Origin of the sequence: Ohtaekwangia kribbensis, from assembly GCF_042676245.1 — a bacterium.
GTDB lineage: Bacteria > Bacteroidota > Bacteroidia > Cytophagales > Cyclobacteriaceae > Ohtaekwangia > Ohtaekwangia kribbensis.
In genome coordinates this window covers 77,764-99,860 of the sequence record NZ_JBHTKA010000004.1, presented here as the reverse complement: position 1 = coordinate 99,860, position 22,097 = coordinate 77,764, and the positions used below count along the sequence as shown (strand labels likewise).

General features: G+C 37.9%; 25 protein-coding genes. 20 read left to right on the top strand and 5 right to left on the bottom strand.

Translation table 11 applies throughout. The features are described 5' to 3' along the window. Positions 1–603: 603 nt before the first annotated feature. A complete protein-coding gene (locus ACFQ21_RS13610) occupies positions 604–2,292 on the top strand; it encodes an AAA family ATPase (protein WP_377579761.1) in 1,689 nt (562 codons plus the stop codon). Positions 2,293–2,598: 306 nt separating this feature from the next. After that, positions 2,599–3,300, top strand: a complete 702-nt coding sequence (locus ACFQ21_RS13605) for a hypothetical protein (RefSeq protein ID WP_377579760.1) — start codon at positions 2,599–2,601, stop codon at positions 3,298–3,300. A 424-nt stretch (positions 3,301–3,724) separates the two neighbouring features. Here the strand turns inward: ACFQ21_RS13605 and ACFQ21_RS13600 are convergent, their stop codons facing one another. The 5 genes from ACFQ21_RS13600 to ACFQ21_RS13580 all read right to left on the bottom strand — a co-directional run bounded on the left by ACFQ21_RS13600 (position 3,725) and on the right by ACFQ21_RS13580 (position 8,986). Continuing rightward, on the bottom strand, positions 3,725–4,321 hold the full coding sequence (locus ACFQ21_RS13600; protein ID WP_377579759.1) for a hypothetical protein: 597 nt from the start codon (positions 4,319–4,321) through the stop codon (positions 3,725–3,727). 9 nt (positions 4,322–4,330) lie between these two features. Continuing rightward, a complete protein-coding gene (locus ACFQ21_RS13595; RefSeq protein WP_377579758.1) occupies positions 4,331–5,806 on the bottom strand; it encodes a hypothetical protein in 1,476 nt (491 codons plus the stop codon). Between the two features lie 347 nt (positions 5,807–6,153). Further along, positions 6,154–6,705, bottom strand: coding sequence for a hypothetical protein (locus ACFQ21_RS13590; protein WP_377579756.1), 552 nt, complete (start codon positions 6,703–6,705; stop codon positions 6,154–6,156). Between the two features lie 216 nt (positions 6,706–6,921). Further along, entirely contained in the window at positions 6,922–7,506 is a 585-nt protein-coding gene (locus tag ACFQ21_RS13585) for a hypothetical protein (protein WP_377579755.1), read from the bottom strand. Between the two features lie 31 nt (positions 7,507–7,537). Beyond that, on the bottom strand, positions 7,538–8,986 hold the full coding sequence (locus ACFQ21_RS13580; protein WP_377579754.1) for a hypothetical protein: 1,449 nt from the start codon (positions 8,984–8,986) through the stop codon (positions 7,538–7,540). A gap of 518 nt (positions 8,987–9,504) precedes the next feature. Here ACFQ21_RS13580 and ACFQ21_RS13575 point away from each other — a divergent pair. From ACFQ21_RS13575 to ACFQ21_RS13490, 18 genes are all read left to right on the top strand, one after another. Next, positions 9,505–10,080, top strand: a complete 576-nt coding sequence (locus ACFQ21_RS13575) for a hypothetical protein (protein WP_377579753.1) — start codon at positions 9,505–9,507, stop codon at positions 10,078–10,080. A 278-nt stretch (positions 10,081–10,358) separates the two neighbouring features. Then, complete coding sequence (locus ACFQ21_RS13570; protein ID WP_377579752.1) at positions 10,359–10,682, top strand: hypothetical protein; 324 nt, start codon at positions 10,359–10,361, stop codon at positions 10,680–10,682. A gap of 30 nt (positions 10,683–10,712) precedes the next feature. Next, positions 10,713–11,234, top strand: a complete 522-nt coding sequence (locus ACFQ21_RS13565) for a hypothetical protein (RefSeq protein WP_377579751.1) — start codon at positions 10,713–10,715, stop codon at positions 11,232–11,234. A 92-nt stretch (positions 11,235–11,326) separates the two neighbouring features. Further along, positions 11,327–11,728 carry an immunity 22 family protein gene (locus tag ACFQ21_RS13560; protein ID WP_377579750.1) on the top strand — a complete coding sequence of 134 codons (402 nt, stop codon included), beginning with the start codon at positions 11,327–11,329 and terminating at the stop codon, positions 11,726–11,728. Positions 11,729–12,001: 273 nt separating this feature from the next. Further along, positions 12,002–12,457 (top strand): DUF6998 domain-containing protein, encoded by a 456-nt coding sequence (locus tag ACFQ21_RS13555; protein WP_377579749.1) that lies wholly within the window; start codon positions 12,002–12,004, stop codon positions 12,455–12,457. Between the two features lie 134 nt (positions 12,458–12,591). Continuing rightward, positions 12,592–13,089: a hypothetical protein gene (locus ACFQ21_RS13550; RefSeq protein ID WP_377579748.1), complete on the top strand. Its 498-nt coding sequence runs from the start codon at positions 12,592–12,594 to the stop codon at positions 13,087–13,089. Between the two features lie 325 nt (positions 13,090–13,414). Continuing rightward, positions 13,415–13,783, top strand: coding sequence for a hypothetical protein (locus ACFQ21_RS13545; RefSeq protein ID WP_377579747.1), 369 nt, complete (start codon positions 13,415–13,417; stop codon positions 13,781–13,783). Between the two features lie 265 nt (positions 13,784–14,048). Next, positions 14,049–14,252, top strand: a complete 204-nt coding sequence (locus ACFQ21_RS13540; protein WP_377579746.1) for a hypothetical protein — start codon at positions 14,049–14,051, stop codon at positions 14,250–14,252. 93 nt (positions 14,253–14,345) lie between these two features. After that, a complete protein-coding gene (locus tag ACFQ21_RS13535; protein ID WP_377579745.1) occupies positions 14,346–14,828 on the top strand; it encodes a hypothetical protein in 483 nt (160 codons plus the stop codon). A 1,018-nt stretch (positions 14,829–15,846) separates the two neighbouring features. Further along, a complete protein-coding gene (locus ACFQ21_RS13530) occupies positions 15,847–16,437 on the top strand; it encodes a hypothetical protein (RefSeq protein ID WP_377579743.1) in 591 nt (196 codons plus the stop codon). A gap of 292 nt (positions 16,438–16,729) precedes the next feature. Further along, the gene (locus tag ACFQ21_RS13525; RefSeq protein ID WP_377579742.1) at positions 16,730–17,044 is read left to right on the top strand and encodes a hypothetical protein; all 315 of its coding nucleotides are present in this window, start codon (positions 16,730–16,732) and stop codon (positions 17,042–17,044) included. 921 nt (positions 17,045–17,965) lie between these two features. Beyond that, positions 17,966–18,544: a hypothetical protein gene (locus ACFQ21_RS13520; protein ID WP_377579741.1), complete on the top strand. Its 579-nt coding sequence runs from the start codon at positions 17,966–17,968 to the stop codon at positions 18,542–18,544. A gap of 148 nt (positions 18,545–18,692) precedes the next feature. Then, positions 18,693–19,091, top strand: coding sequence for a hypothetical protein (locus ACFQ21_RS13515; RefSeq protein ID WP_377579740.1), 399 nt, complete (start codon positions 18,693–18,695; stop codon positions 19,089–19,091). Between the two features lie 202 nt (positions 19,092–19,293). Continuing rightward, the gene (locus ACFQ21_RS13510) at positions 19,294–19,857 is read left to right on the top strand and encodes a hypothetical protein (protein ID WP_377579738.1); all 564 of its coding nucleotides are present in this window, start codon (positions 19,294–19,296) and stop codon (positions 19,855–19,857) included. A gap of 10 nt (positions 19,858–19,867) precedes the next feature. After that, positions 19,868–20,305, top strand: coding sequence for a hypothetical protein (locus tag ACFQ21_RS13505; RefSeq protein ID WP_377579737.1), 438 nt, complete (start codon positions 19,868–19,870; stop codon positions 20,303–20,305). A gap of 70 nt (positions 20,306–20,375) precedes the next feature. Beyond that, the gene (locus tag ACFQ21_RS13500) at positions 20,376–20,954 is read left to right on the top strand and encodes a Crp/Fnr family transcriptional regulator (protein ID WP_377580139.1); all 579 of its coding nucleotides are present in this window, start codon (positions 20,376–20,378) and stop codon (positions 20,952–20,954) included. Positions 20,955–21,039: 85 nt separating this feature from the next. Continuing rightward, the gene (locus ACFQ21_RS13495; protein ID WP_377579736.1) at positions 21,040–21,666 is read left to right on the top strand and encodes a hypothetical protein; all 627 of its coding nucleotides are present in this window, start codon (positions 21,040–21,042) and stop codon (positions 21,664–21,666) included. 10 nt (positions 21,667–21,676) lie between these two features. Further along, positions 21,677–22,096 (top strand): DUF6326 family protein, encoded by a 420-nt coding sequence (locus ACFQ21_RS13490; protein ID WP_377579735.1) that lies wholly within the window; start codon positions 21,677–21,679, stop codon positions 22,094–22,096. Position 22,097: the final 1 nt, after the last annotated feature.

Genomic DNA, 22,097 nt, shown 5'->3' with positions numbered 1-22,097 from the left:
AAAAGCATTCTATACCCACACCGAATTGAATAGCGTAAGTATATATATGAACTATACGTTTGCTTGCAAGCTCATTATGCCCAAATATTTCAAGAATGATTAGCTTAAAAGACATTCAATATAAAGGACTTTCGTGCTGTCTAATAAAATATATACTAACGAAGCAAAATATATGTAAGATTTTTTTTATAGTTCCCATGCCTTTGTTGGAGTTCTTTCTCCAAAAAAAAACGCCCTTTACCCACGCTGTTTTATCGATTGTTTTTTTTGTCGTGAATAATCAAATATACCTTTGAGCATCCTTTTATTCGCATGAGATATATTAGCCCCATGCCTTTGTTGGAGTTCTTCTCCAGCGAAGGCCCTTAGCTAACATGAAATTTAGTATTGTAAGTATATATCTTTATATTGAATAATCGATGATAATCGTTTGTAAACGGTTATATAAGTAAGCATGTTCTTATATTGGTATGTTATGCACAATGCCGCAGGACAGATGTGGTGCTTCGAACATTGGCACTTTTGCTTGCCGCACATTCCCACGCGACACCAAAGCAAGCAAAAGAGCCAATTCAGGTATTAACCTAAATATTTCGGTTTGAAATGAAAATTAGAAAAGTTGAACTTCAAGGCCATCCAATACTTGGGAACCTCAAACTAGATTTTACTGACGAACAAGGAAGGACAATCGACACAATAATTTTTGCTGGTGAAAACGGAACGGGTAAGACGGCAATACTGGACTTACTTTATCAATTCTCTATGTTTGAATTGAATCAACAGAGAAGGAATGAAAAAAGGATTTTTGAAGTTGAATTTTCCCCCGATGAATTAGGCGTGTTTCACCAAAACACGAATTTTAAAGCAAACTTCACTCAAGGATTTGCGGACGGAATCTTCACCATCATTTTTGATTTTGACATAGCAGGCAACTGGAATCATATCCAGGTTAATTTTCGAAGCGCAGACAAAGCACCAAAGAGTGTACCGGCAACCCTTTTCCACCAGCCAGAAATCAAATCACAGTCACGCGTTGTTTATTCTGACGTAGAGATAAATTATACACCTAATCAAATTCAATCGGTCACTGCTAGAGATTTAGACCAGCTTCAACAGAGCAGTTATAAGTCAACCAATAATTTGGCTACTGAGATAACTCAATTACTCATAGATATTCAATCTTTGGACTCACAAGAGTTTGCTCAGTGGGGAAGATTAAATATTGGAAAGGAAGTAGATGAAACTAAACTTGATACAAGGATTAGAAGGTTTACAAGGGCATTTGACACTATTTTTCCATCAAAAAAATTTATCGGTATTGAAAACCGCTCTGGTTACAAAGAAGTACTATTTGAGGAGAACGGCAAGAGGATGTCAATTGAAAGACTAAGCTCTGGTGAGAAACAGATAGTTTTCCGAGGCGGGTTCTTACTGAAAGACAAGGGAGTTAACAAAGGCGCAATCATTTTGATTGACGAACCCGAAATCAGTCTACATCCAAAATGGCAACTTGACATCCTAGACTTCTATAAGAGCGTGATTAACTCGGAAGTAGAAACGAAATCTCAAATTTTTATCTCAACGCACTCGCCATTTATTATTCATAATCCTAATCGTAGAAATGACAAAGTGATAATTCTCAGTAAAAATGGAAGTGGCGATGTAATTACTCTTGACAATCCAGAGTTCTATTCATGGACAAACAGCAGAATTGTAAAGGAGGCATTTCGTATAGACTACAACTTTTCAAATGCTAAAAATAAACTCTTCGTTGAAGGAGAAACCGATGAGAAATACTTTAATACGGCCAAAACGATATTCGGCCTTAGTGACTCGCTTTCATTTGATATCTCCTGGATTGGACGAATCAATGAAACCGGCTCTCCAGAATTTACCGGTGACACAGCTCTCAATCAGGCCAGGTCACTTTTCCTAGCAAATGCCGATTTGCTTCAAGCAAAAATTGTACTGTACTATGACAGCGACACCAACAAGCCAGAAGAAAATCACAAACATTTGCTGGTTAGAAAAATGCCGAAGAACACTACCAACGAAACTTTCAAGATTGGTATTGAGAACTTATTAGACCTTCCAAAAGAACTTGACAAGGGACAATTTTACTCAGAAAAAGTAAAAATTGACGACTACGGTGGAAAAAGTACAATACAAACACTTGATAAGACTAAACTATGCGACTGGGTTTGCGGACATAAAGACTTAGAAATTCAAAAGCAAGTATTGGAGAAGTTAAGACCACTTCTGGAGACTATAAACAACGACTTAAAAAATTAATGAAGTTTGAGTTGCAATTTTCATCGAATCGCAACACCAATACCAAAGCCGCGCGACTTCAACCCACATCCAAAGCTTTGGCATCCGTGCTGCTTGGTGTGGACAATTGCGGCACATGTGCATAACACTGTACATATTTCATTGCGGGGCTTCGGTGTTGCGTTGTAATTTTTGTTTCTTTATTTGGTTTTATCACGTGGGACAGTTTTGCAACAGGTCGCGCTTGTCATGGCCGATGGCCATTTAACAAGCGCTCCTAACCCCGCACGCAATATGCACTCATGTTAGCGGCATCCTCATTGGACAATGACCGACAAACAAAAATCAAATACACAGGAATTAATTACAACTCTGTACCTGAGACTGAATGGTTATTTGACCAGTGGATTTATATTTCAATCAAGTGAGGACAAAATTGGAGGAGAAGTGGATTTAGTCGCCATTAGATTTCCTCTTCATCGACATGATGAAACTGAACACAATTCGTCTGACTACTTAGAAATTACAAGCGACATTGACATTATTATTGCGGAAGTTAAAAGTAAGGGACAACAACTTCAGTTCAATAGCTCGTTGAGGAATGAACAAAATCTTTCAAAGCTTCTAAAATGGATCGGACTTTTTGACGACAACATTATTTCCTCGGTGACAAAAGTGTTGCAAGATTTAGTTACCCCTAAACAAAACAGCAAGAGACAAGGACTTCTGACAACCGACTCAATAGCAACAAAATTTGGCAATGTAAGAGTGAGACCGGTAATATTTAGTCCTGAGAGAATTGAATTAAATAATGCGGACAAATTTATTAACTGGACGGAGATAAACGATTTTGTTTGGAGTTGTCTATGCCCGACAGAGAAAAGAGAAGAATGTGGGACACGTTATGACTTTACTGCATGGGGACAAGGACTTAACGAAATTGTAAAAGTTTACAAAGACGGACAGAAAAATTCTAAAAAGCCTGAGACGATTGAAGAAATATATTCTTTATTGAGTGCGGAGAAATGAGGCAGCCGCTAACAAAATGCATAATCAATGGCGGGGTTCAGTGTAAATTTGTAGTTTAGTTTTTCAAAATACGTTTGGTGTCGTGGGACAGTGACGCGCTTCGAATTCCCGCCACTGCTTATGCACAAACGTTGGTGGGAATTTTTCAAACTAGACTTGTTTTCAAATAAGATATGCTAGCTGATATAAGGAAATCCATCAATTCAATTTTGTATGAAAGAATCACGGGTTTTTGAAAAAAACAGCATCAACTTACAATAACTCTGATAGTATATAGTTTTGAAACGAATTTTGATTTCCAATAAATTATGGAAGCTGATTTTTTGGCTTAATGAGTAAGAATAGGTTATTAGAATCAGCCCAAGGGTACTAGCTAATTTCATAGTATGGTATATATTTATGATTGGAGAACCAGGGGCGACAGTTAGTACTTATCAATAGTAGGATTCAGAGGCACAATAACTTCTATAGGGTTGAGTGCTATACCCTCAAATTTCTCTCCGTTTCTTCGAAACATTTCAAAGTTTTCATCTCGATTTTTACTAAAATGGAATAACCGTTCTCCCTGTCCAACAACATCCATAGGGCCATGATTGCTGAAGACATCATCTTTAGTTGGTCCTGTTTTTTTTAGTTCTGATTTAAAGAAGAATATAATAGGTAAAAGTATAGTTACCTCTTCTTTCACAGCCTTCCCTTTTCGGGTGATTATCCACTTTTGATTTGTACTCATAAGCACATTATAGATATGTGGCATTACTAAGGAGTCCGTATAAGTTGAAAATGAGATGTTACTAATAATCCCCCTTTTGTCAATAAGAAATTTTACAGAAGCGTAGTTTGAAAAGTTGAAGCCTTGATTCGCGCTAAGTATAGTGTCATGCAAATGTTTCCAAAAATATACTTCTGGGTATTTTATTCTATCCTTTAGCTCTACGTTCACTTGTGCATAAAGTGATGATGTCACTAATATGAGAAAAATCACTGTCGAATAGATTTTGTGAGGTTTTGTAAAAGTCATATCATTAAATTATTCATTGTTACATTCTTTGCCACCCATTCGTATAAGATTGTTGTTAGCATCATATACGACTCTTTCATTTTTCTCACCGATGGTTGCTATTTTTGCCATGTTAAGATTCCATTTTGACAATGAAGTCTTGAAATTCGTGGTTTGCTCTACACCTGAAATTCCATAGAGTACCATGGCGGCAACCTCAGCTTCTTCTGTTTGTGAAAGCTTTTGTCCATAGATGTCACTGACAGCATCAACTATATGTCCAACAACATCTGTTGATGCTATAACCTCATGCTGTTCAGCTGTGTTCATCTCTCTGTAATACTTAAATTTGGACTCACCTTTGTCAGTGACATAGGCACCCGTGTTAAGTACTTTGAAGATACCGTGCACTGATTCATGGTATATAGTTATGATTTGAAACAGTTCACTCGTTCCAGGAAGGGTAGATGAATTTAAATTAATAGTTACGTGAGTGTTTCCTTCAGAGTCGATAGAGAATACTGGAGATGTAGCAGCGTGCGAAGTTTGCCCTTTTTCATTTTTGATATTTATTGCTTCATTAAAATCTAGATTTACAGCCATACCCATCTCAACAAATTTAGTCATCGCAAGGCGATTAATCTTGTTCTTGAAGTCCTTACGCATCAAGTTTTTAATTACCCTCACCAAACAAGGAGATTTTACATTATTGAAAGTAATATCATCAAAGCCCGGTTCCGGAACCACCACCACTGGATTCTTCACTGGTTTAGGTGCACTTGTATTTCCTCCCAAACCTCCGCTGCGTGGTGCAGCATCGCTTGAACCTACATACGTGCCGCCACCACCGGCTGGTGGTGCTGCGATCATATCATCGCACCAGCCTCGGTTAAATGAAAATGTACACACGCTGCTCACTTCAGTTTTATGATCGTACTGGCAATGGCATGGATAATCGGTTCGGGTTTCTACTTCATAGATAGTCGTGCAGGTTTGCTCAATGCTTCGTACACATTGATTCATGAGTTGCACTCGTCCTCCGGCCGCTGCGCTGTCTTGTGCAGTCGGTATAGTAATTTCACGAATCAGTTCTCCGGCAAGGTTATATTGCTGAAATGTACCCTTGAACGAATCACCGGCTTTATACGGTCCATCCGGGATATAGCGGTATATAAATCCGTAGAAACCATCCTCGTATTGTGATAGCACAAGGTTCTCAAAGTAATCCGGAGCATCATCGGGTAAGCGAAAGGTATAATTCAGGATGCCGCTGTCGGGTTCGCTATATTTGAAGAATGCATCAGCGATTTCCAGACTGCTTATTCTTCCGTTGGCTGAACTGCCCTGAACTTTTGAAAGCAGCTCTTTCACTGAAGGCTCGTGTTCGAGATCGGTAATTGTTATTTTCTTTTCGGTGGCTGCTTGCTGAAGCTTGGTTTCATCGTGATCGCAAGAGGAGATCCACAACAAGACAATGCTTAAAGCAATAGATAGATATTTCTGCATACTTGTTCCTTTGCGATGCAATAACAAGTATTTGGATATAGTATACTATACCTGAAAAATAAGGTTTAACCTGGAATAATTATTTTGTTATTAGCAAACGATGGGTAGATATACCGCCTTCAAGGTTAAAGGATTGATAAATAATATAAAAATATTTTTTGTCGTGCCCTTGTTCCTTGTCGTTGTTCGTGTTCTGCTCCTCGTGCCTTTGGTGTTCTTCTCCAACGAAACACCCTAGCCAACATGATGGTTGGTTGACATCAGAACATCTGTAATATAGGGGCGTATCAAACAAGGAAGTTTATATAGCATTCAAAAATATGCGTTATACTTTAATAGACTACCTGCTATTTCTTTTCAAGACCTATATCCGGAGGTATATAATCCCAGACAAAAGTTAATGGTGGCAAGACAAAACCGTGTATAATACTGTCATCGCTCGAGTTTTCACCTATCAGCATCTTACTGAAATCACTTTTAATAGCCTTTAACGTCATCTCACGACTACTGCTACACCCTTCTCCTAGATGCAGGGACATTAGCAGCACAATGGGATAACTGTCTACTTTCTTCCCATTTATCTCCATTGGAGTCCACAAACCTTTTGATGAGAAAGTAATTTCTTTTAAGGTCTGACGAAGTGAATCAGACATTTCTCCTGAGATAAAAACGGACTTTATATCGCTTTTTTTATCAAGGATGATCTGAATAGAACCTGTAACTCGTTCACACAAAGTCGATATCAAATCCTTATGTTTAACTAATTCAGCGTAGACATATTCTCGATAAGATGAACTTTCTTTGCCCTTGAATTGAGGGTTCAGAATTGTTTGAGCCACTCCCTGAAACATTTGACAGGAAAACAGCGCTATAAAAAGTATTTTGTTTATAAAAGACATTTTGCTCCAGCTAAGTTATCACGGTACTTATTATCTATAGATATAAGGATATTTAAATCAAGGTCATATCTTGCGATAAGCTCTTTAAAATATCGAGGATCAGATTCTAGGATACTACCAAATCCTCTTAAGGACACGCATTTGCTACTTGACTAAATAAGAGCAGGAGCAATTTTATATTTATATTTCATATACTTAGACGGCTTATACCTACGTCTAGTAGTTGTTTTCATCTGGATTATTCGGTACTCTTACTTCGATGGGGTTTAGGACTACTCCGTTATATTTTTCAACATTCCTATAAAACATATATAGGCTGTAATCCTTCTTATTGAACTGAAATAAGTGTGTAGCTTCGAGTTCGATATCTTCAAAAGTATCACCAAAATGCTCTTCCACTCTCGTAGTGGTTTTCTTGGTAACACGAGGTGTTAGAGTAAATATCATGGGTAGGATGACTGTTATTTTTTTCTTTATACTCTTTCCCTTTTGTTTTATAATCCAATGATGATTGGTTGACATTAAAACATCCATGATATAGGGGTGAAGTAATGAATCTGTAGATATAGAGAAATGAACATTATCAATAACGCCATTTTTGTCAATATCGAATTTTACTGAAGCAAAATTTTTAAGCTGAAGTCCTTCATGTTTGGCAAAAATGGTGTCCTGAAGTTTGTATTTGAAATATAGTTCTGGTGGCCCTGGATTATTGTATGTGTTTAATAGTTCAATGCTTATCTGCCCTTCTGTTACCTGACTTATTAGGAGTAGTAAGAGTATTTTTATAAAATTGTTCATATATAGTATTGTATTCAGATGTCAGTACTTTTCAATCATTATTGCAGTCGGGACCTCCGAGACTCTTAATTTTTGGTTCACCGTTTACTATTACCTTCACTACCTTTTCCTCTCGCTCGCCAATCCTAAAAATATCGTCAATAGTCAGCTTCCATTTGTTCATGGATTCGTGATAATTAGTTGTTGTGCTTGCTTCGGAAAAATTAAATAGCCAAACGGCAGCCACCTTTTGTGTTTCTTCTGGAGTTAGTTTCCTGTTATAAATCTCAGAAACCGCATCGATCATAAATTGAGTTCTATTCAATGATGCCATATACTCATGCTTTTTCTTTGGCTTAAATGTGCGATAAGCAGTATTCATATTAAAAATAGCATGCAGCGTTTCGTGATAAATAGCTATAATTTGAAAAAGCTCACTTGTTCCTGGAAGTGTGGAAGAATTTAGCTTAATATCTACGTCTTGCGCATTATTTATTGTAGGATATGCTGGCGATGTCTGAGCCTGAAGAGGCCTATTGGCACTATCAAAAAGAGTGCTTACCTCCGTGAATTTTAAATTCTGTGCCTGTTGCGCATCAATGAACAACTTCTTGGCATCTTGATTTATTCTATTCTTAAAATTCTCCTGCATCAAGTTTTTAATCACCTTCACCAAACAAGGAGACTTCACATTATTAAAAGTAATATCATCAAAGCCCGGCTCCGGAACTACCACTACCGGATTTGTCTTAACCGGCTTTGGTGTAATCGTACCTGTACTTCCTCCAGGACCTCCGCTGTGCGGAGTCGCATCGCTTGCTCCTACGTATGTACCACCACCGCCAGGGGATGGTGTAGCAAGCATATCATCGCACCAGCCACGGTTAAATGAAAATGTACATACTGTGCTCACTTCTGTTTTGTGATCGTACTGGCAATGGCACGGATAATCGGTTCGGGTTTCTACTTCATAGATCGTTGTGCAGGTTTGCTCAATGCTTCGTACACATTGATTCATGAGTTGAGCTCGTCCTCCGGCTGCTGCGCTGTCTTGTGCAGTCGGTATAGTAATTTCACGAAGCAGTTCTCCGGCAAGGTTATATTGCTGAAATGTACCCTTGAACGAATTACCTGCTATATACGGTCCATCCGGGATATAGCGGTATATAAATCCGTAGAAACCATCCTCGTATTGTGATAGTACAAGGTTCTCAAAGTAATCCGGAGAGTCATCGGGTAAGCGAAAGGTATAATTCAGAATGCCGCTGTCGGGTTCGCTATATTTGAAGAATGCATCAGCGATTTCCAGACTGCTTATTCTTCCGTTGGCTGAACTGCCCTGAACTTTTGAAAGCAGCTCTTTCACTGAAGGCTCGTGTTCGAGATCGGTAATTGTTATTTTCTTTTCGGTGGCAGCTTGCTGAAGCTTGGTTTCATCGTGATCGCACGAGGAGATCCACAACAAGACAATGCTTAAAGCAATAGGTAGATATTTCTGCATACTTGTTCCTTTGCGATGCAATAACAAGTATTTGGATATAGTATACTATACCTGAAAAATAAGGTTTAACCTGGAATAATTATTTTGTTATTAGCAAACGATGGGTAGATATACCGCCTTCATGGTTAAAGGATTGATAAATAATATAAAAATATTTTTTATCGTGTCCTTTTTCCTTGTCGTTGTTCGCGTTCTGCTCCGCATGCCTTTGTTGGTGTTCTTTCACCAACAAAACACCCTTTACCCACGCTGTTTTATCGATTGTTTTTTTTGTCGTGAATAATCAAATATACCTTTGAGCATCCTTTTATTCGCATGAGATATATTAGCCCCATGCCTTTGTTGGAGTTCTTCTCCAGCGAAGGCCCCTAGCTAACATGAAATTTAGTATTGTAAGTATATATCTTTATATTGAATAATCGATGATAATCTTTTGTAGACGGTTGTATAAGTTAAGTATATTCTTATATTGGTATGTTGTGGGCAACTGGCCGCTGGACAGTTTAATCTTCGAACAAATGACAAACGGAAAGTATATTGACTACTATGACTTTGACTCGGACCGAGTTAATCAACTTTTGAACTCACCAAATGTAAAGGACAAACTGGATGCTCTTTTGACGACAGTACTTGGTAGCAGCGACTATGAGACAAGTGACAAGTTAGTTTTTCAATTTGCCAACAGTGACGAGCTTGACTTAAGGCGAAACGCAATTTTATGCATCGGACATCTTGTTAGGATACATAAGAAAATAGATTTGGGAAAATACATTCCAATCCTCGATGGCATACTATCAAGTCAAGATGATGAATTGGTCGACAACGCAGAAGACGCGCTTAACGATATATGGATATTTTTCGACAAGGAAAAAATAAAAGGCTCTTCCAACAATGACTGTGTTGGACGATATTTTAATATTCTTGCGATTAGTGACTCGGCAGAAAGGGACGAGACGTATGACAAGGGAATAAATGCCCTGGAAGAATTGACGAAGACTGAATCCAATCCATCAGTCAAGAGAGCACAAAAGACAAGTCTAGAATATCTAAATAATTTGCGTAACGCGGCCAGCAGCCCACAACAAAGTGCATAATCAATGGCGGGGTTCAGTGTAAATTGGTAGTTTAGTTTTTCAAAATACGTTTGGCTTCGTGGGACAGTGACGTGCTTCGAACACCCGCCACTGCTTATGCACAAACGTTGTGCGCAATGTCGAAAAGAAGAAAATTATCATGACAAAGTACTTTGTTGTTTTCGTAATACTCCTCCTCCATGCCTTTGTTGGTGTTCTTCACCAACGAAACACCCTATACTCACACTTGAATTTTGCCGGTATATATGAATGAACCCCGTTACTAAAAAGATTGGCCCATGACAAAAACATTTAAGAAACTTCTCATTGCAATAGCTGTTGTACTAATATTCTATTTCTCATTTGGTCTTTTTGTAATTCAACCCATTGGCGCAATACCAGATGGAGCTACAGTGTTGTATTTTAGACTCGGGCTAAATGTACCCTTTGTATCATCTGCGGATGGAATTTTGCTTGACAACGATCAAGACGTTTCGCTATTAGGAAGAATGGTTGTTCTAGGTAAATTCGGCATGGAGGTAAAAGAAAGAAAAATAGTGTCACTTCCTTATTCTAAAACAATGTATCTTATTTCGACTGGTGGAAAAGAATTTGAAAAATAAAAAAAAACTTGCAACCTAGGTGAAATGAGTATGACAGCTAAGACCATTGGAAGAAAGATACTTTTGAAGTACGCGATATTTTCTGTCGTGACAATCTCGTTACTCTTGACAGTTAATTTATTGATCTTCGGACAAGATAATGTGCAAATAACTTTGGGACGTGTGTTAAGTACCTTTGGAGAAGCATTCGTTGAGGATTTAGACTTCGTAGCAATTCAAACAATTTTGACTCTTGTGACGATTTGGTATGCAGGAGGACTATGTGGACAACTGATAATTGAAAAGAGAAAAAACAAATTCATAATTGGGGGACTAGCCACTTTGACTCTTTGGATTAGTTTGTTTATTGGGTCAACCTTTACAGCAGTCGTGATTCATTCAGTTAAATACGCAGGACATGGAACTGAATCTGTAATTCTTAATTGGATAATTTATGGGTTAGTCCCGTTATTGATTCTTGGATTAATTCACGGACTCCTAATAGGTTTTCCGGTAGGACATGAAATTAAGAAGAGCGGTGACAAACTAAACGCCCTACAACAAAATGTATAATCCATGGCGTTGAAAGGAGGATATTTTTTGTCTTTGCTCAGCGTCACGGCTTATGCATAAACGTTGTGTGCAAGCGCTAAATGAGAAACGATATGACAAGAAGGGAGATTTGTGATTTCTGGATAGGTAAATTTGATAACAGCACTGACTACTTCGACTTTGTCGGAGAGAATCCAGAATTTTACCAAGACGAAGCGGATATTGACGAGAAATACATTTCAAAGTTTGCAAAATCTCAGCGAGAGAATTGGATTGACCATGATTTCATGGAGAGTGGATTGGAAAATGGAGAAGAGTCTTTTTTTGAAAGGTTCAAGAAATATTCATACTCCGATCAATGGATTAAAACGTTATCTGAAAGGATAAGCGAAACAGACTTGTCGGAGATTAACACCGTTATATTTATTACTAAAGGAAGAATCAAAAATCCAATTTCTATTTCTGAGTCAAATTTTACATTGCGATACATTGGACAGATTGAGTATACCATTTGACGAACCGCGCCAAGCACACAACAATGCATATAAATCATACCGGCAGAATTTGATGATTATTATTAATTTGGTCTGCGGGTATGATTTATATGCGAACGTTATGCACAATGCCGCGCGGACAGAATAGTGGCCACCGCGCATTGGCCCATTTGCCCCATGCCCCTTGCCTTTGTTGGAGTTCTTCTCCAACAAAACACCCTATACCCGCACCGAAATTTAGCCGTACACCTTTTTGTATAATTTATATATATGTATATGGAAAGCCTTAGCCGGATGACCGAGAAGGAACTGTTGATCTTTAATTCCGAAATAATGAGGGAATTAAAGAGTCGCGATGTGATTCGAACAAAAAATAGTCCTATAGCCGATTACTGTGAATGGCTTGTAGCAAAGAAATTTAAGTGGAAGCTTGAGAATAGTTCAAATGGCGGCTATGATGCAAAAGATTCTGATGGTTTTCGAGTACAAATTAAATGTAGAATGATTGAAGGAGGTAAAGGAACAAACCAGTTGGGTGTGATTAGAAATCTTGATAAAGATCCTTTTGACTACCTGGTAGCTGTATTATTCAATGAAAGAATTGAAGTGGTAAAGGGATATAAAATATCAAAAGAACTGATACGGAAATACTCACGATTTAGCGTGCATCAAAATGGTCATATACTAATTTTAAAAGGAGAAGTGCTTGCAAGTAATGAGCTGATTGATATCACTAGGAGCCTTCAATAAGTCACATGAAAATATCACCCATGCCTTTGTTGGTGTTCTTCTCCGACAAAACACCCTATACCCACACTGTTTTATCCAATGTGATTTTTCATCAGTGAATAATCTATTATACCTTTGAGCATCCTTTTATTCGTATGAGATATATTGGCCTAATAATATTTATTCTGGTTTCAATTTCAGTTCACGGGCAACAAGTTCGCACAGTTGCAAGAATATATGCTAATGGACGCGAACTTGAAATAATTGCTCATGGACCACCTTACTTTGAGTTTAACGAGAATGACACCACATTAACAGCTACAGCAAAACTATATATTGATGATTTTGCGAAGTATTACAGAGATAGTCTTTATATAAAGCAACAATTTCTGATTGAGCTAACCCCAGGACTAACGGATAAAGAAAGGGAGAAGGATAAAGATTTAGGAGTAAAAAGGCTTACTGCAATAATAAACTACTTAGAACGTAAGTACGGAATTGACAAAAATGATTTCCGAGCAAGATATCGGGAGACAATTACAACAGACGGATGCGTTGGATTTGTTGTAAAGGAGAAAAGATCAAAACGACTGACTAGAAAGGAAAGAAAAAAAATAAAATTGGGAGATGATGAGTATTTTAGAGACGAGTAAGTTTGAGGGACATCACATTTCAAAAGGAGAAACTTTCTGATACATTTAGCGACTTCTTTTCTTCCATCCTTAAGTCATGAAAACCATTGAAAATAATTACTTTGTCCTAGCTCCTTTGATATCTGTGCTGATGTTTTGTGCCGGACTTCTTATCAAACGGTATTTAAATAAAGCAGGACTTAATAACGCGAGGCAGTTAGGAGCATTTTGGGTAAAATTTATTGCTAATGCTTTGGTCGGTTTTGGAGTTTTCTGTTTCCTGGTATTCGGTATTTCAGTTTACTTTTATTTACGGTCTAAAGGGTATATATGAAATAAAAACTATATGAAAGCATTTCTATTATCAGGCTTTATAGTCACAATTAGTTTAGCTGCTTTTTCGCAAGATGCTCAGCAAACAGGAGTAAGTGATCAAACTCAAGATCGATCATACTCTTATGCTTATATTTCAGTTGAGGGTAAGTTGTTTTCTAGAAAACTCAAAGTCCAGGTTGACTTTGGAGATACACCGGAACAAATAAGTGCAGGCAAAGAATTCTCAGAGATTCTAACAAACAAAAAGTCTTATGCAGCAGTATTAAACTATATGGTGGAAAGTCAGTTTGAACTTGTTGAGACGCTGGACCATTTGGGTATATATCAAGGCACGGGTGAAACAGATCGTGTTGTTTTTATTATGAGGAAACGGAAGTAGGACTTAAATGCCGTTTTATATGAGGTGTAGAATTTTTATACTATTCGCCACTCTTTCTATTTTGTTTTTCGGGTTTGCACGAAAGACAGATGTGACTCAAAGGCAATCGGACATTTCTAAAGCAGTGGAATTGATAAAAAGACATCTTGACAATAGAGGACTGTTTACTATTACAATAACGAATAGTCATAATGGTCGGTATATAGTTGCGTCATCTATTTCGACTGGAGCTGATAGCGTGACATTGCAAACTCATATAGCGGATATGACAGGAGGAAAGAGAGATACTACTATCATTCTTGACAAGAAGGATTTTCTGTCGAAGCTGGATAGGGCCAGAGATCCAATAAATTCAATTAAACTGGCCGGACACCATCAGCGGATATCCGTAAAGAGAAACGAGCTTGAAGAGACTTTTGATACGGTTGACGGACGAACGCTGATGAATATATTGGAGTATGGTGAATGAAAAAGATGTCGAAGATATTCGCTTGTAATCGGCTGTTGTATAAATGAAGATATTTATATATTGAAAATATCGGGAACAATTTATTCTGACACGATGAGACTTCTTATAATATTACTTCTGACAATAATTTCAGTATCGAGTTCAGGACAACGTTTGATAGGAAAATACCATACTTATTTCGGACATAGCCTGGAGTTAAGAGAAGATTCAACATTTCGACACGAATGGCGATTTGACTTAGCAGGTTCATGGGCGACAGGACAATGGGAAGTGTCGAATGGAATAGTTTACTTGAAAGTAAAAAACGTTTACGACACATTGATAAGGGAAGGTAAAGCTGACTCATTGGTGTTGTCTGCTGACGAGCAATCAAGTAGAATTAAATTTGAAGAATTTGCAGGCACACAATTAAGTAGTGGTGGACAAAGTATAGAACTAGACAAGGTAACGGATCGACTTGCAATAAGAGGAAAGAGACTTTATCAGGTAAGTAAAACTGGGCAAGTTTTACGAACGAAGCAACCAGGAATTTGGAACAGAAAGAAACGACCTACTTACTATTTTAAAGTGGAGTGATGCAAGTAATGCACAACAAAGTTTCGCGCCTACGGTGTTCTTCTTCAACAAACACTCTACGCCACATTGTTTTATCCATTCTCCTTTCATCAGTGAACGGTCAAATATACCTTTTGAGCATCTTTTTAATCCCATGAGATATATTGGCCTGACAATATTAATTCTGATTTTTTCAATTTCAGTTCACGGGCAAGTTCGTACTGTCTTAGGAGAAAATATATACTAATGAGGCAAAATATATATAAGATTTCTTTTATCATTCTATGCAGTCTATTGTTGACAAGTTGTGCCAGCTTCAAGAATGATCCTGGTCGAAAACTAAGTCTCCTCGACAAAAATGACTTTACAAAGATAGAAGGCCACTATGAAAATTATCCGTCCTCGATTAAAACACGAATTGATCGGGAATTATATGAACTGCGTCATCGGCAGTTGACCCTTTGGTCTGAGCTAACGGGTGAATCTCAATTCAACGACAGCATAGGAACAATTAAGGATCAAACAGTAATTATCAAATTTGTTTCAAATAGAAAAGCTNAAGCATGGATATTTCTGCTATCGTGGTTCTTTCGTATTAATACCATTCTTTCCTGTGCTCTATAAACGCAGCCACCAGAAGTATAGAGTGGGGCTCACCTCAGATAATCATCTCGTAATAGATAATGCATGGAATTATTGGATGTTCGCTATTTTAGCGGGTGACTATAACAAAGGCCAAAGAAGTTTGGAATTCTCAAGAGAATGACCGGTGCATAGCAAATATATAGGTATGCCAGACAAAGAATCCCACTCAGAGGCGTTGCGCTTGCGATAGACGAACAAACAAAAACTTGAAAGAATTCATGTGCGTGATAACTTGCGTTAAGTAAAACCGCTAGCGAAAATAAGTGACTGACCATCTCTACACTATATCCAGTAGGAGACGGCTCTGAATATACATGCTGAAAGAGAGCAATACATTGCCTTTATTTTCTGAACTTACCTGGAGTGTTAAATATTAACAACCAAAAAAAGTTTTATGAAAAAAAGACAACTCTTGTGCGCGATTCTCCTGGCATTTGGATTATCCGCATGCAATGAAAATGAAGCCGAAAGTCCTGCGACTCTCTCCAGCCAAGACAAAGCGGCAGCCGGAATTGAATCGGGAAATATAGAAGCCGAAGATTTACAAAAAGTCGGAGTTTCTTCTTCCACTAAAACACTCATCACGCAAGCTGAGTTTGACCAGATTATAGCAAACACACCGGAAGGCCAGCCTGTCGTAATTCAGAATCGGTTCGGAAGCGTTTCAATAGGAGACCTATATGTTCCAGGATATCATCCTGATCTTTTAACGTTTAACTTTATCGACTGTGATTTTGAAGACATTGTTGTTCAAAATACAATGCAAGCGGTGATGACGCTGAATAGATGTACTGTTGACGTTGTGGTGCTGACAACTGGAGCCGTAGTGTATGACATGGCGGTAACCCGGTCGATAATCGGAGAGCTACGCACGATTGATGGCTCACATTGTGCCGGGCTTGCCGTTGCAAAAAGTAAAATCTCACAAATCATAAACGACAGCGGTGGAGATTCTCAATGTTTTCGGGTTATTAATTTTCAGTAACCTCAGCGTAAATTACAGGGTGACTATACGTACACAGTAGATACGTAAAACAACTATATGCACAGTAAAAGGGTCGGGTTAAATTTCCCGGCCTTTTGTGTTTGCTGGAGTTCTTCTCCAATAAAATACCTATGTTCGCACTGAGTTCTGCTATAGTAATATTGCTGTTAATTAATTTTAGACAGTGGGATATAACCTACATATAACAAGAAAAGAGGATTGGTCTGACGAGGACGAGTCGAACGAAATAAAGTTAACCGAGTGGATAGACTATATTAGATCCGATAACGAGATGCAACTCGATAATCAGGCAAATGCAACTACCGATAACGGAGATGAAGTTACTTACCATAACAACGGACTTGCTGTTTGGACCTCGTATTCAAAAAACGGGCATGACGAAAATTATGCATGGTTTGATTTAGGAAGTGGTAACGTGACGGTTAAGAATCCGGACAATGAGATAATAAATAAAATGATTGACATCGCTGGCCGACTTAACGCCAAGGTTCAAGGGGACGATGGGGAGATCTACGACACAAAAATATTTACAACTGACAAGCAGGTGACGAAAGAGAAAAGCCCCTGGTGGAAAATTTGGAGTTAAATTGCCGCTGCAATTGTTTTTTTTATTGGGTATAGGTGGGTGTTGGTGAAGAAGAACAACAAATACCGAGCGAAATATATCCAAAGAAACAATTTCGTTCTTTTCCTCTTTAGTCAAAACTAAACATACCTTTGGTGGTATTCTTTCGCAAATACGTACGTGTTTTTAAAGGCAATGAGTTGGGATGTTATTTTGGAAGAGCGTTTCTTCACTATATATAATGTTGTCACATAGTTACGATGAGCCTGGAATGTATTGATTCAAAATTATTATTGATTCTACTTTGTGAACCGATCCACAAGCTTGTCATATCTTTTATAAAGCTTACCAATCAAATAGCTCAAGCAGGGTAACACCGCCACAATAATCATCAATTGCAGTCGGTCGTAGTTTTTAGTTAATATAGCATTCATCACTATAAAAAGCTGTAGCGAAAAGAAAGTGCAATAAAATGTAATGGTCAGAATATGCCTGGTTACCCGCGCAGTTTCCGGACGAAGAAATGATATTAACTTATTGCCAATAACAAAAATGAGAATTATAATTCCGAACGCTATCAGTAGATCCAAAAAGTCAAGACTGAATACGGAAAAATCAAAATTCTTAATAAATTCAATTATGTTTTTCATTTGTTAAAATGATTACCAACAACATTATCAATATAAGAATATTTACATTCTGTGTTTTGTAAATTCCTTCTCTGCCCAAGTCATACACCCGCACGGGGAGAACAATTTGTGCTTAAGACAGCCGATATATTCGTTTGTAAAATGCATATATTGTATGCTGGCCCATAAGTATGCGAATAACAGTGAGCATAGAGTATATATAGGGATGCTTTGAAAGCTCTCATTGACAGATGTGCCGGATGGTTCATTCATATACGAAAGACATAGGGACAGCCTATATAACACAGCATTAATGAAGCCACATATATTAAATATTTCTTTTGTTGTTCTATCGGGGTTAATGGTGATAAGTTGTGCCAGTTTTAAGAATGAACCTGATCGACAATTGAGTGTCCTCGACAGAGTTGATTTTAAAAAGATAGAAGGCCACTATGAAAATTATCCATCCTCGATTAAAACACGAATTGATCGTGAATTATACGAACTGCGCCATCGCCAGTTGACCCTTTGGTCTGAGCTAACGGGTGAATCTCAATTCAACGACAGCATCGGAACAATTAAGGATCAAACAGTAATTATCAAGTTTGTTTCAAATAGAAAAGCAGTTGCCGAACTTTTCTATAAAGGAGAACAGATCAGTAGTAAAAGTCTTAATGGAAAGATTAAGCATGGATATTTCTGCTATCGTGGTTCTTTCGTATTAATACCATTCTTTCCTGTGCTCTATAAACGCAGCCACCAGAAGTATAGAGTGGGGCTCACCTCAGATAATCATCTCGTAATAGATAATGCATGGAATTATTGGATGTTCGCCATTTTAGCGGGTGACTATAACAAAGGCCAAAGAAGTTTGGAATTCGCCAGAGAATGATCGGTGCACAAAAAATAATACAGGTGACATAACAGGAGGTCTAATTTCACGTTGTTGTCGTTCTCCAACAAAATACCCTAAACCCGCACTTAGTTTGAAATGCTTATATATGTATGTGATGTTCTTATATTCGAGCGCTTAATTTTCTATGGAGAGACGACTGCTGATTTTACTTCTATTTAGCTTTAACGGTATCGGCAATCAGTTACTGGCATGTCAATGCCCGACTATATCAATTGACAAGGAGGCTGACAAAGCTTACGACATTGTTATTGGGCGAGTAGTTTCGGCGAAGCCAGGAGAGTTGTTGTGTAGTCAGTATGGTCCGGATGTCTCATTCGAGTTTGAGGTCGAGTACTCATACAAGGGAAAGCTTAACGGCAGAGTACAACTATTCGGAGGACAGGGTGGTGGTAGCTGTGGTGGTATTCTTTGGGAAAACTATGACTATTTAGTAGTTGTGCATAATGCGATGACGGACTATATACCACTATGTGCAGCGACAATGCCTATCTGGAACGAGCTTCAAATCAGATCAAGTTTTTAAACGAACACTTCGGTAAGAATTACAGAATTTCCAATTTTAATTTTCTGACCGGGATAATATTGATTTCTCTACTAGCACTCGCTGCTGCTGGATTGATTTCGTTCAATTACTACAAGAAAGTACGGACCAGGAAAAACAGAGTATAACAATGCGTATTGGTCTTAGTGAAGGTAAGTGTGTGTATGCTATGATCTATATCTATATGCGAAGATTAATATTTTTAATATCGATCTGCACAGGCCTATTTGGCTGTTCAAAAAATGCACCTAGAACGGAGGCTTCAAAAGGTGACAGCTTGCCCTTGACGGCTGATAGTTCAATAACTGAAAAAGTATATACGGCTGCAACGTTAGACGAGTACAAAGCGTTATACGATTTGCAAAGATATTTGACAGACGCAGACAGTGCGAATACAGAAACGATAGACTTTGACTGTGCAATTTTGATCTTCCCAACGGAGGAACAAATTGAACGAATGAAGAAAGACTATAACGAAGAAGATTTTTATGTTGTTGCTGATGATAATAACTGGTATCAAGCTAAAGCAATAGATATCATTGATTCGCTGGGTATAAAAACAATAACAGCAAAAGAGCGATATATAAAGCTAAAGGGTGAAAATAAAAACTGGACGCTGGATATTCGGAAGGACCATTTACCTTGCTGGAACCTGGTGTTCTTTAATAGGACGAAGGCGCCACAGATAATACCCACCGTGAATTTGACGCCAGAAAAGGTTAGAGAATTCTTTGAGATAAGCAAATAGAAAGGCATCGATGGAAAAGGAGTATCATACCAGTATTTTTGAGATAGTTTATTTTTGGTCATGGCTATTATCGATCGGTCCATTTCTATATTTAACTATTAGTAGTGCTGATGGACGGTATGTAGTATTAGGTGTGTGGGTTTTATGGAATATATACTTTCTCATGGCTACTTATAAGTCGTTGTATTTTGTTGTGGTTAAACATGATGTAATATGTATAAGACATGACTTAAATGCTGGCTATGAAGAGTGTATTTCTTCTAAGGATATATCTTCGATAGAGGTGAAGTATAATTACAATGAAGGGCATCTAATTGTTATTATAACAAAACTACATGGGAAGCGTTGGTGGAATATTAACGGTCTGTCGGGTGAAGATTTGTGGAGTTTAAAGAACTATGTGGAGAAGATTAATGAAGGCTCTGTTACTGCTCGTAGGGAAGCGTGATGGTAACTTTTTTTATGCCCACACTAACTTTCCAGGTATAGGTATATGCCAAATTTCAACAACAAAAACAATGGAAAATATACTACTCGGCTTTATATCAAAATATATTTCTTTGACTGAAGAGGAGAAGAACGCAATTGTTTCTTTGGATATATTCCGCTCGGTAAAAAAAGGGACGACTTTACTCAAGGAAGGACAAAAATCGAAGGACAGCTACTTTGTTCTGAAAGGCTGTATTCGCACATACTATATTTTAGATAGCGAAGAAAAAACTACTGCTTTTTACACAGAAATGGAAGCGCTAACACCCCCTTGTGTAATAAGCAAAACTCCATCCGAATATTATATAAGCTGTGTGGAAGATAGTATACTTACCGTTTCAAACGCAGATATGGAACTGGAAATAAATAGTAAATTTCCAAAGTTTGAAATCATGTGCAGAGTATTGTCGGAAGAGTTGTTAGCCAAACAACGAATAGACTTTGACGAGTTTAAAACTTCTTCACCTGAACAACGATACCTGAACTTGTTGCAAAAAAGACCTGATCTTATTCAACGTGTGCCACAGTACCAGTTAGCAAGTTATTTAGGTATCAAACCCCAATCATTAAGCAGACTAAGAGCAAGAATTCATGAAAAAAAGAGCTAATGCGAATTTCTTCACTTAAGTGAACGATGTTTAACCTATTGCTAATCTTTCTTTGCAGCAACGGTTAACATTAATAAAAGAAGAAATGTACAAGCAGATTTTATTCATGGGGCTGGCGTTCATATTGGCAAGTACGCGTGAACTCAAAGCACAATATAGTGAAACAGACAGCACCTACAGACGGTGGTTCGCGGGTAGCACTTTGTTCTTATTGGGTAATTTGGCTCCTACAAATCCCCCTGACTTTGTTCAACTCAATATAGGCTATCGGATTACCGGAAAAGATGTAATTACGTTGGAACCCAAAACCTGGAAATATGCCTGGCCGAATGGCATTCACCCATTTTTCAACAAAGCATACGGAGATCCGGAAGAGGAATTTCCCGGGTATATTCGTGAGTATGGTATATCAGTGGCTTACCAGCGATTTTTGTGGAAAGGTTTATATGCTGAACTTAATGTAATGCCTGCCTGGCAAAAAATCGTAGATGTTGACGGTAAAAAAATTGATAATGGGTTTCAGATTTTCAACACTTATCGTGTCGGTTATCACGTCAGACTTTTTAAAGACCGATTTTTTATTCAACCATCCATAGCCATTACTCACCGTGCTTATCACACAACACTCCCTGACGGATTTAAACGGTTAGACGATAAGTGGTCGAAATTTGTCTTCGGAGAACCGGGGTTTCATTTTGGGTATAATTTTTAGTTTGTCATTCATGAAAACACAAAATGCACTCGAAGACATTCAAGTCAGTTTGAAACTGAAATTAGCAATACTGTGGGCGAGCTTTATGTTTCTCTATATCTATGTTGACTATTTTCACTTATTTATGCCGGGTGCGCTGAAAGATCTGTTAGCCAGTAAAGTATTTGTATTTGAAATTACGCAGGGATTTCTTTTGGCAGCACTCGCCTCCGTGACAATTCCTGCACTGATGATTTTTCTTTCCGTAGCGCTGCCAGCTAAAGCAAATCGCTTTATAAACATAATCGTGGCTACGGTTTATATTCCTTTTACATTGTTTAATTTAGTAGGTGAGGCTTGGATGCACATGGTGTTTGGCGCTGTTGTAGAAGTCGTTCTTCTTTTCCTAATTATCCAGTATGCATGGAAATGGCCTCGTATTGAAGTGTGAA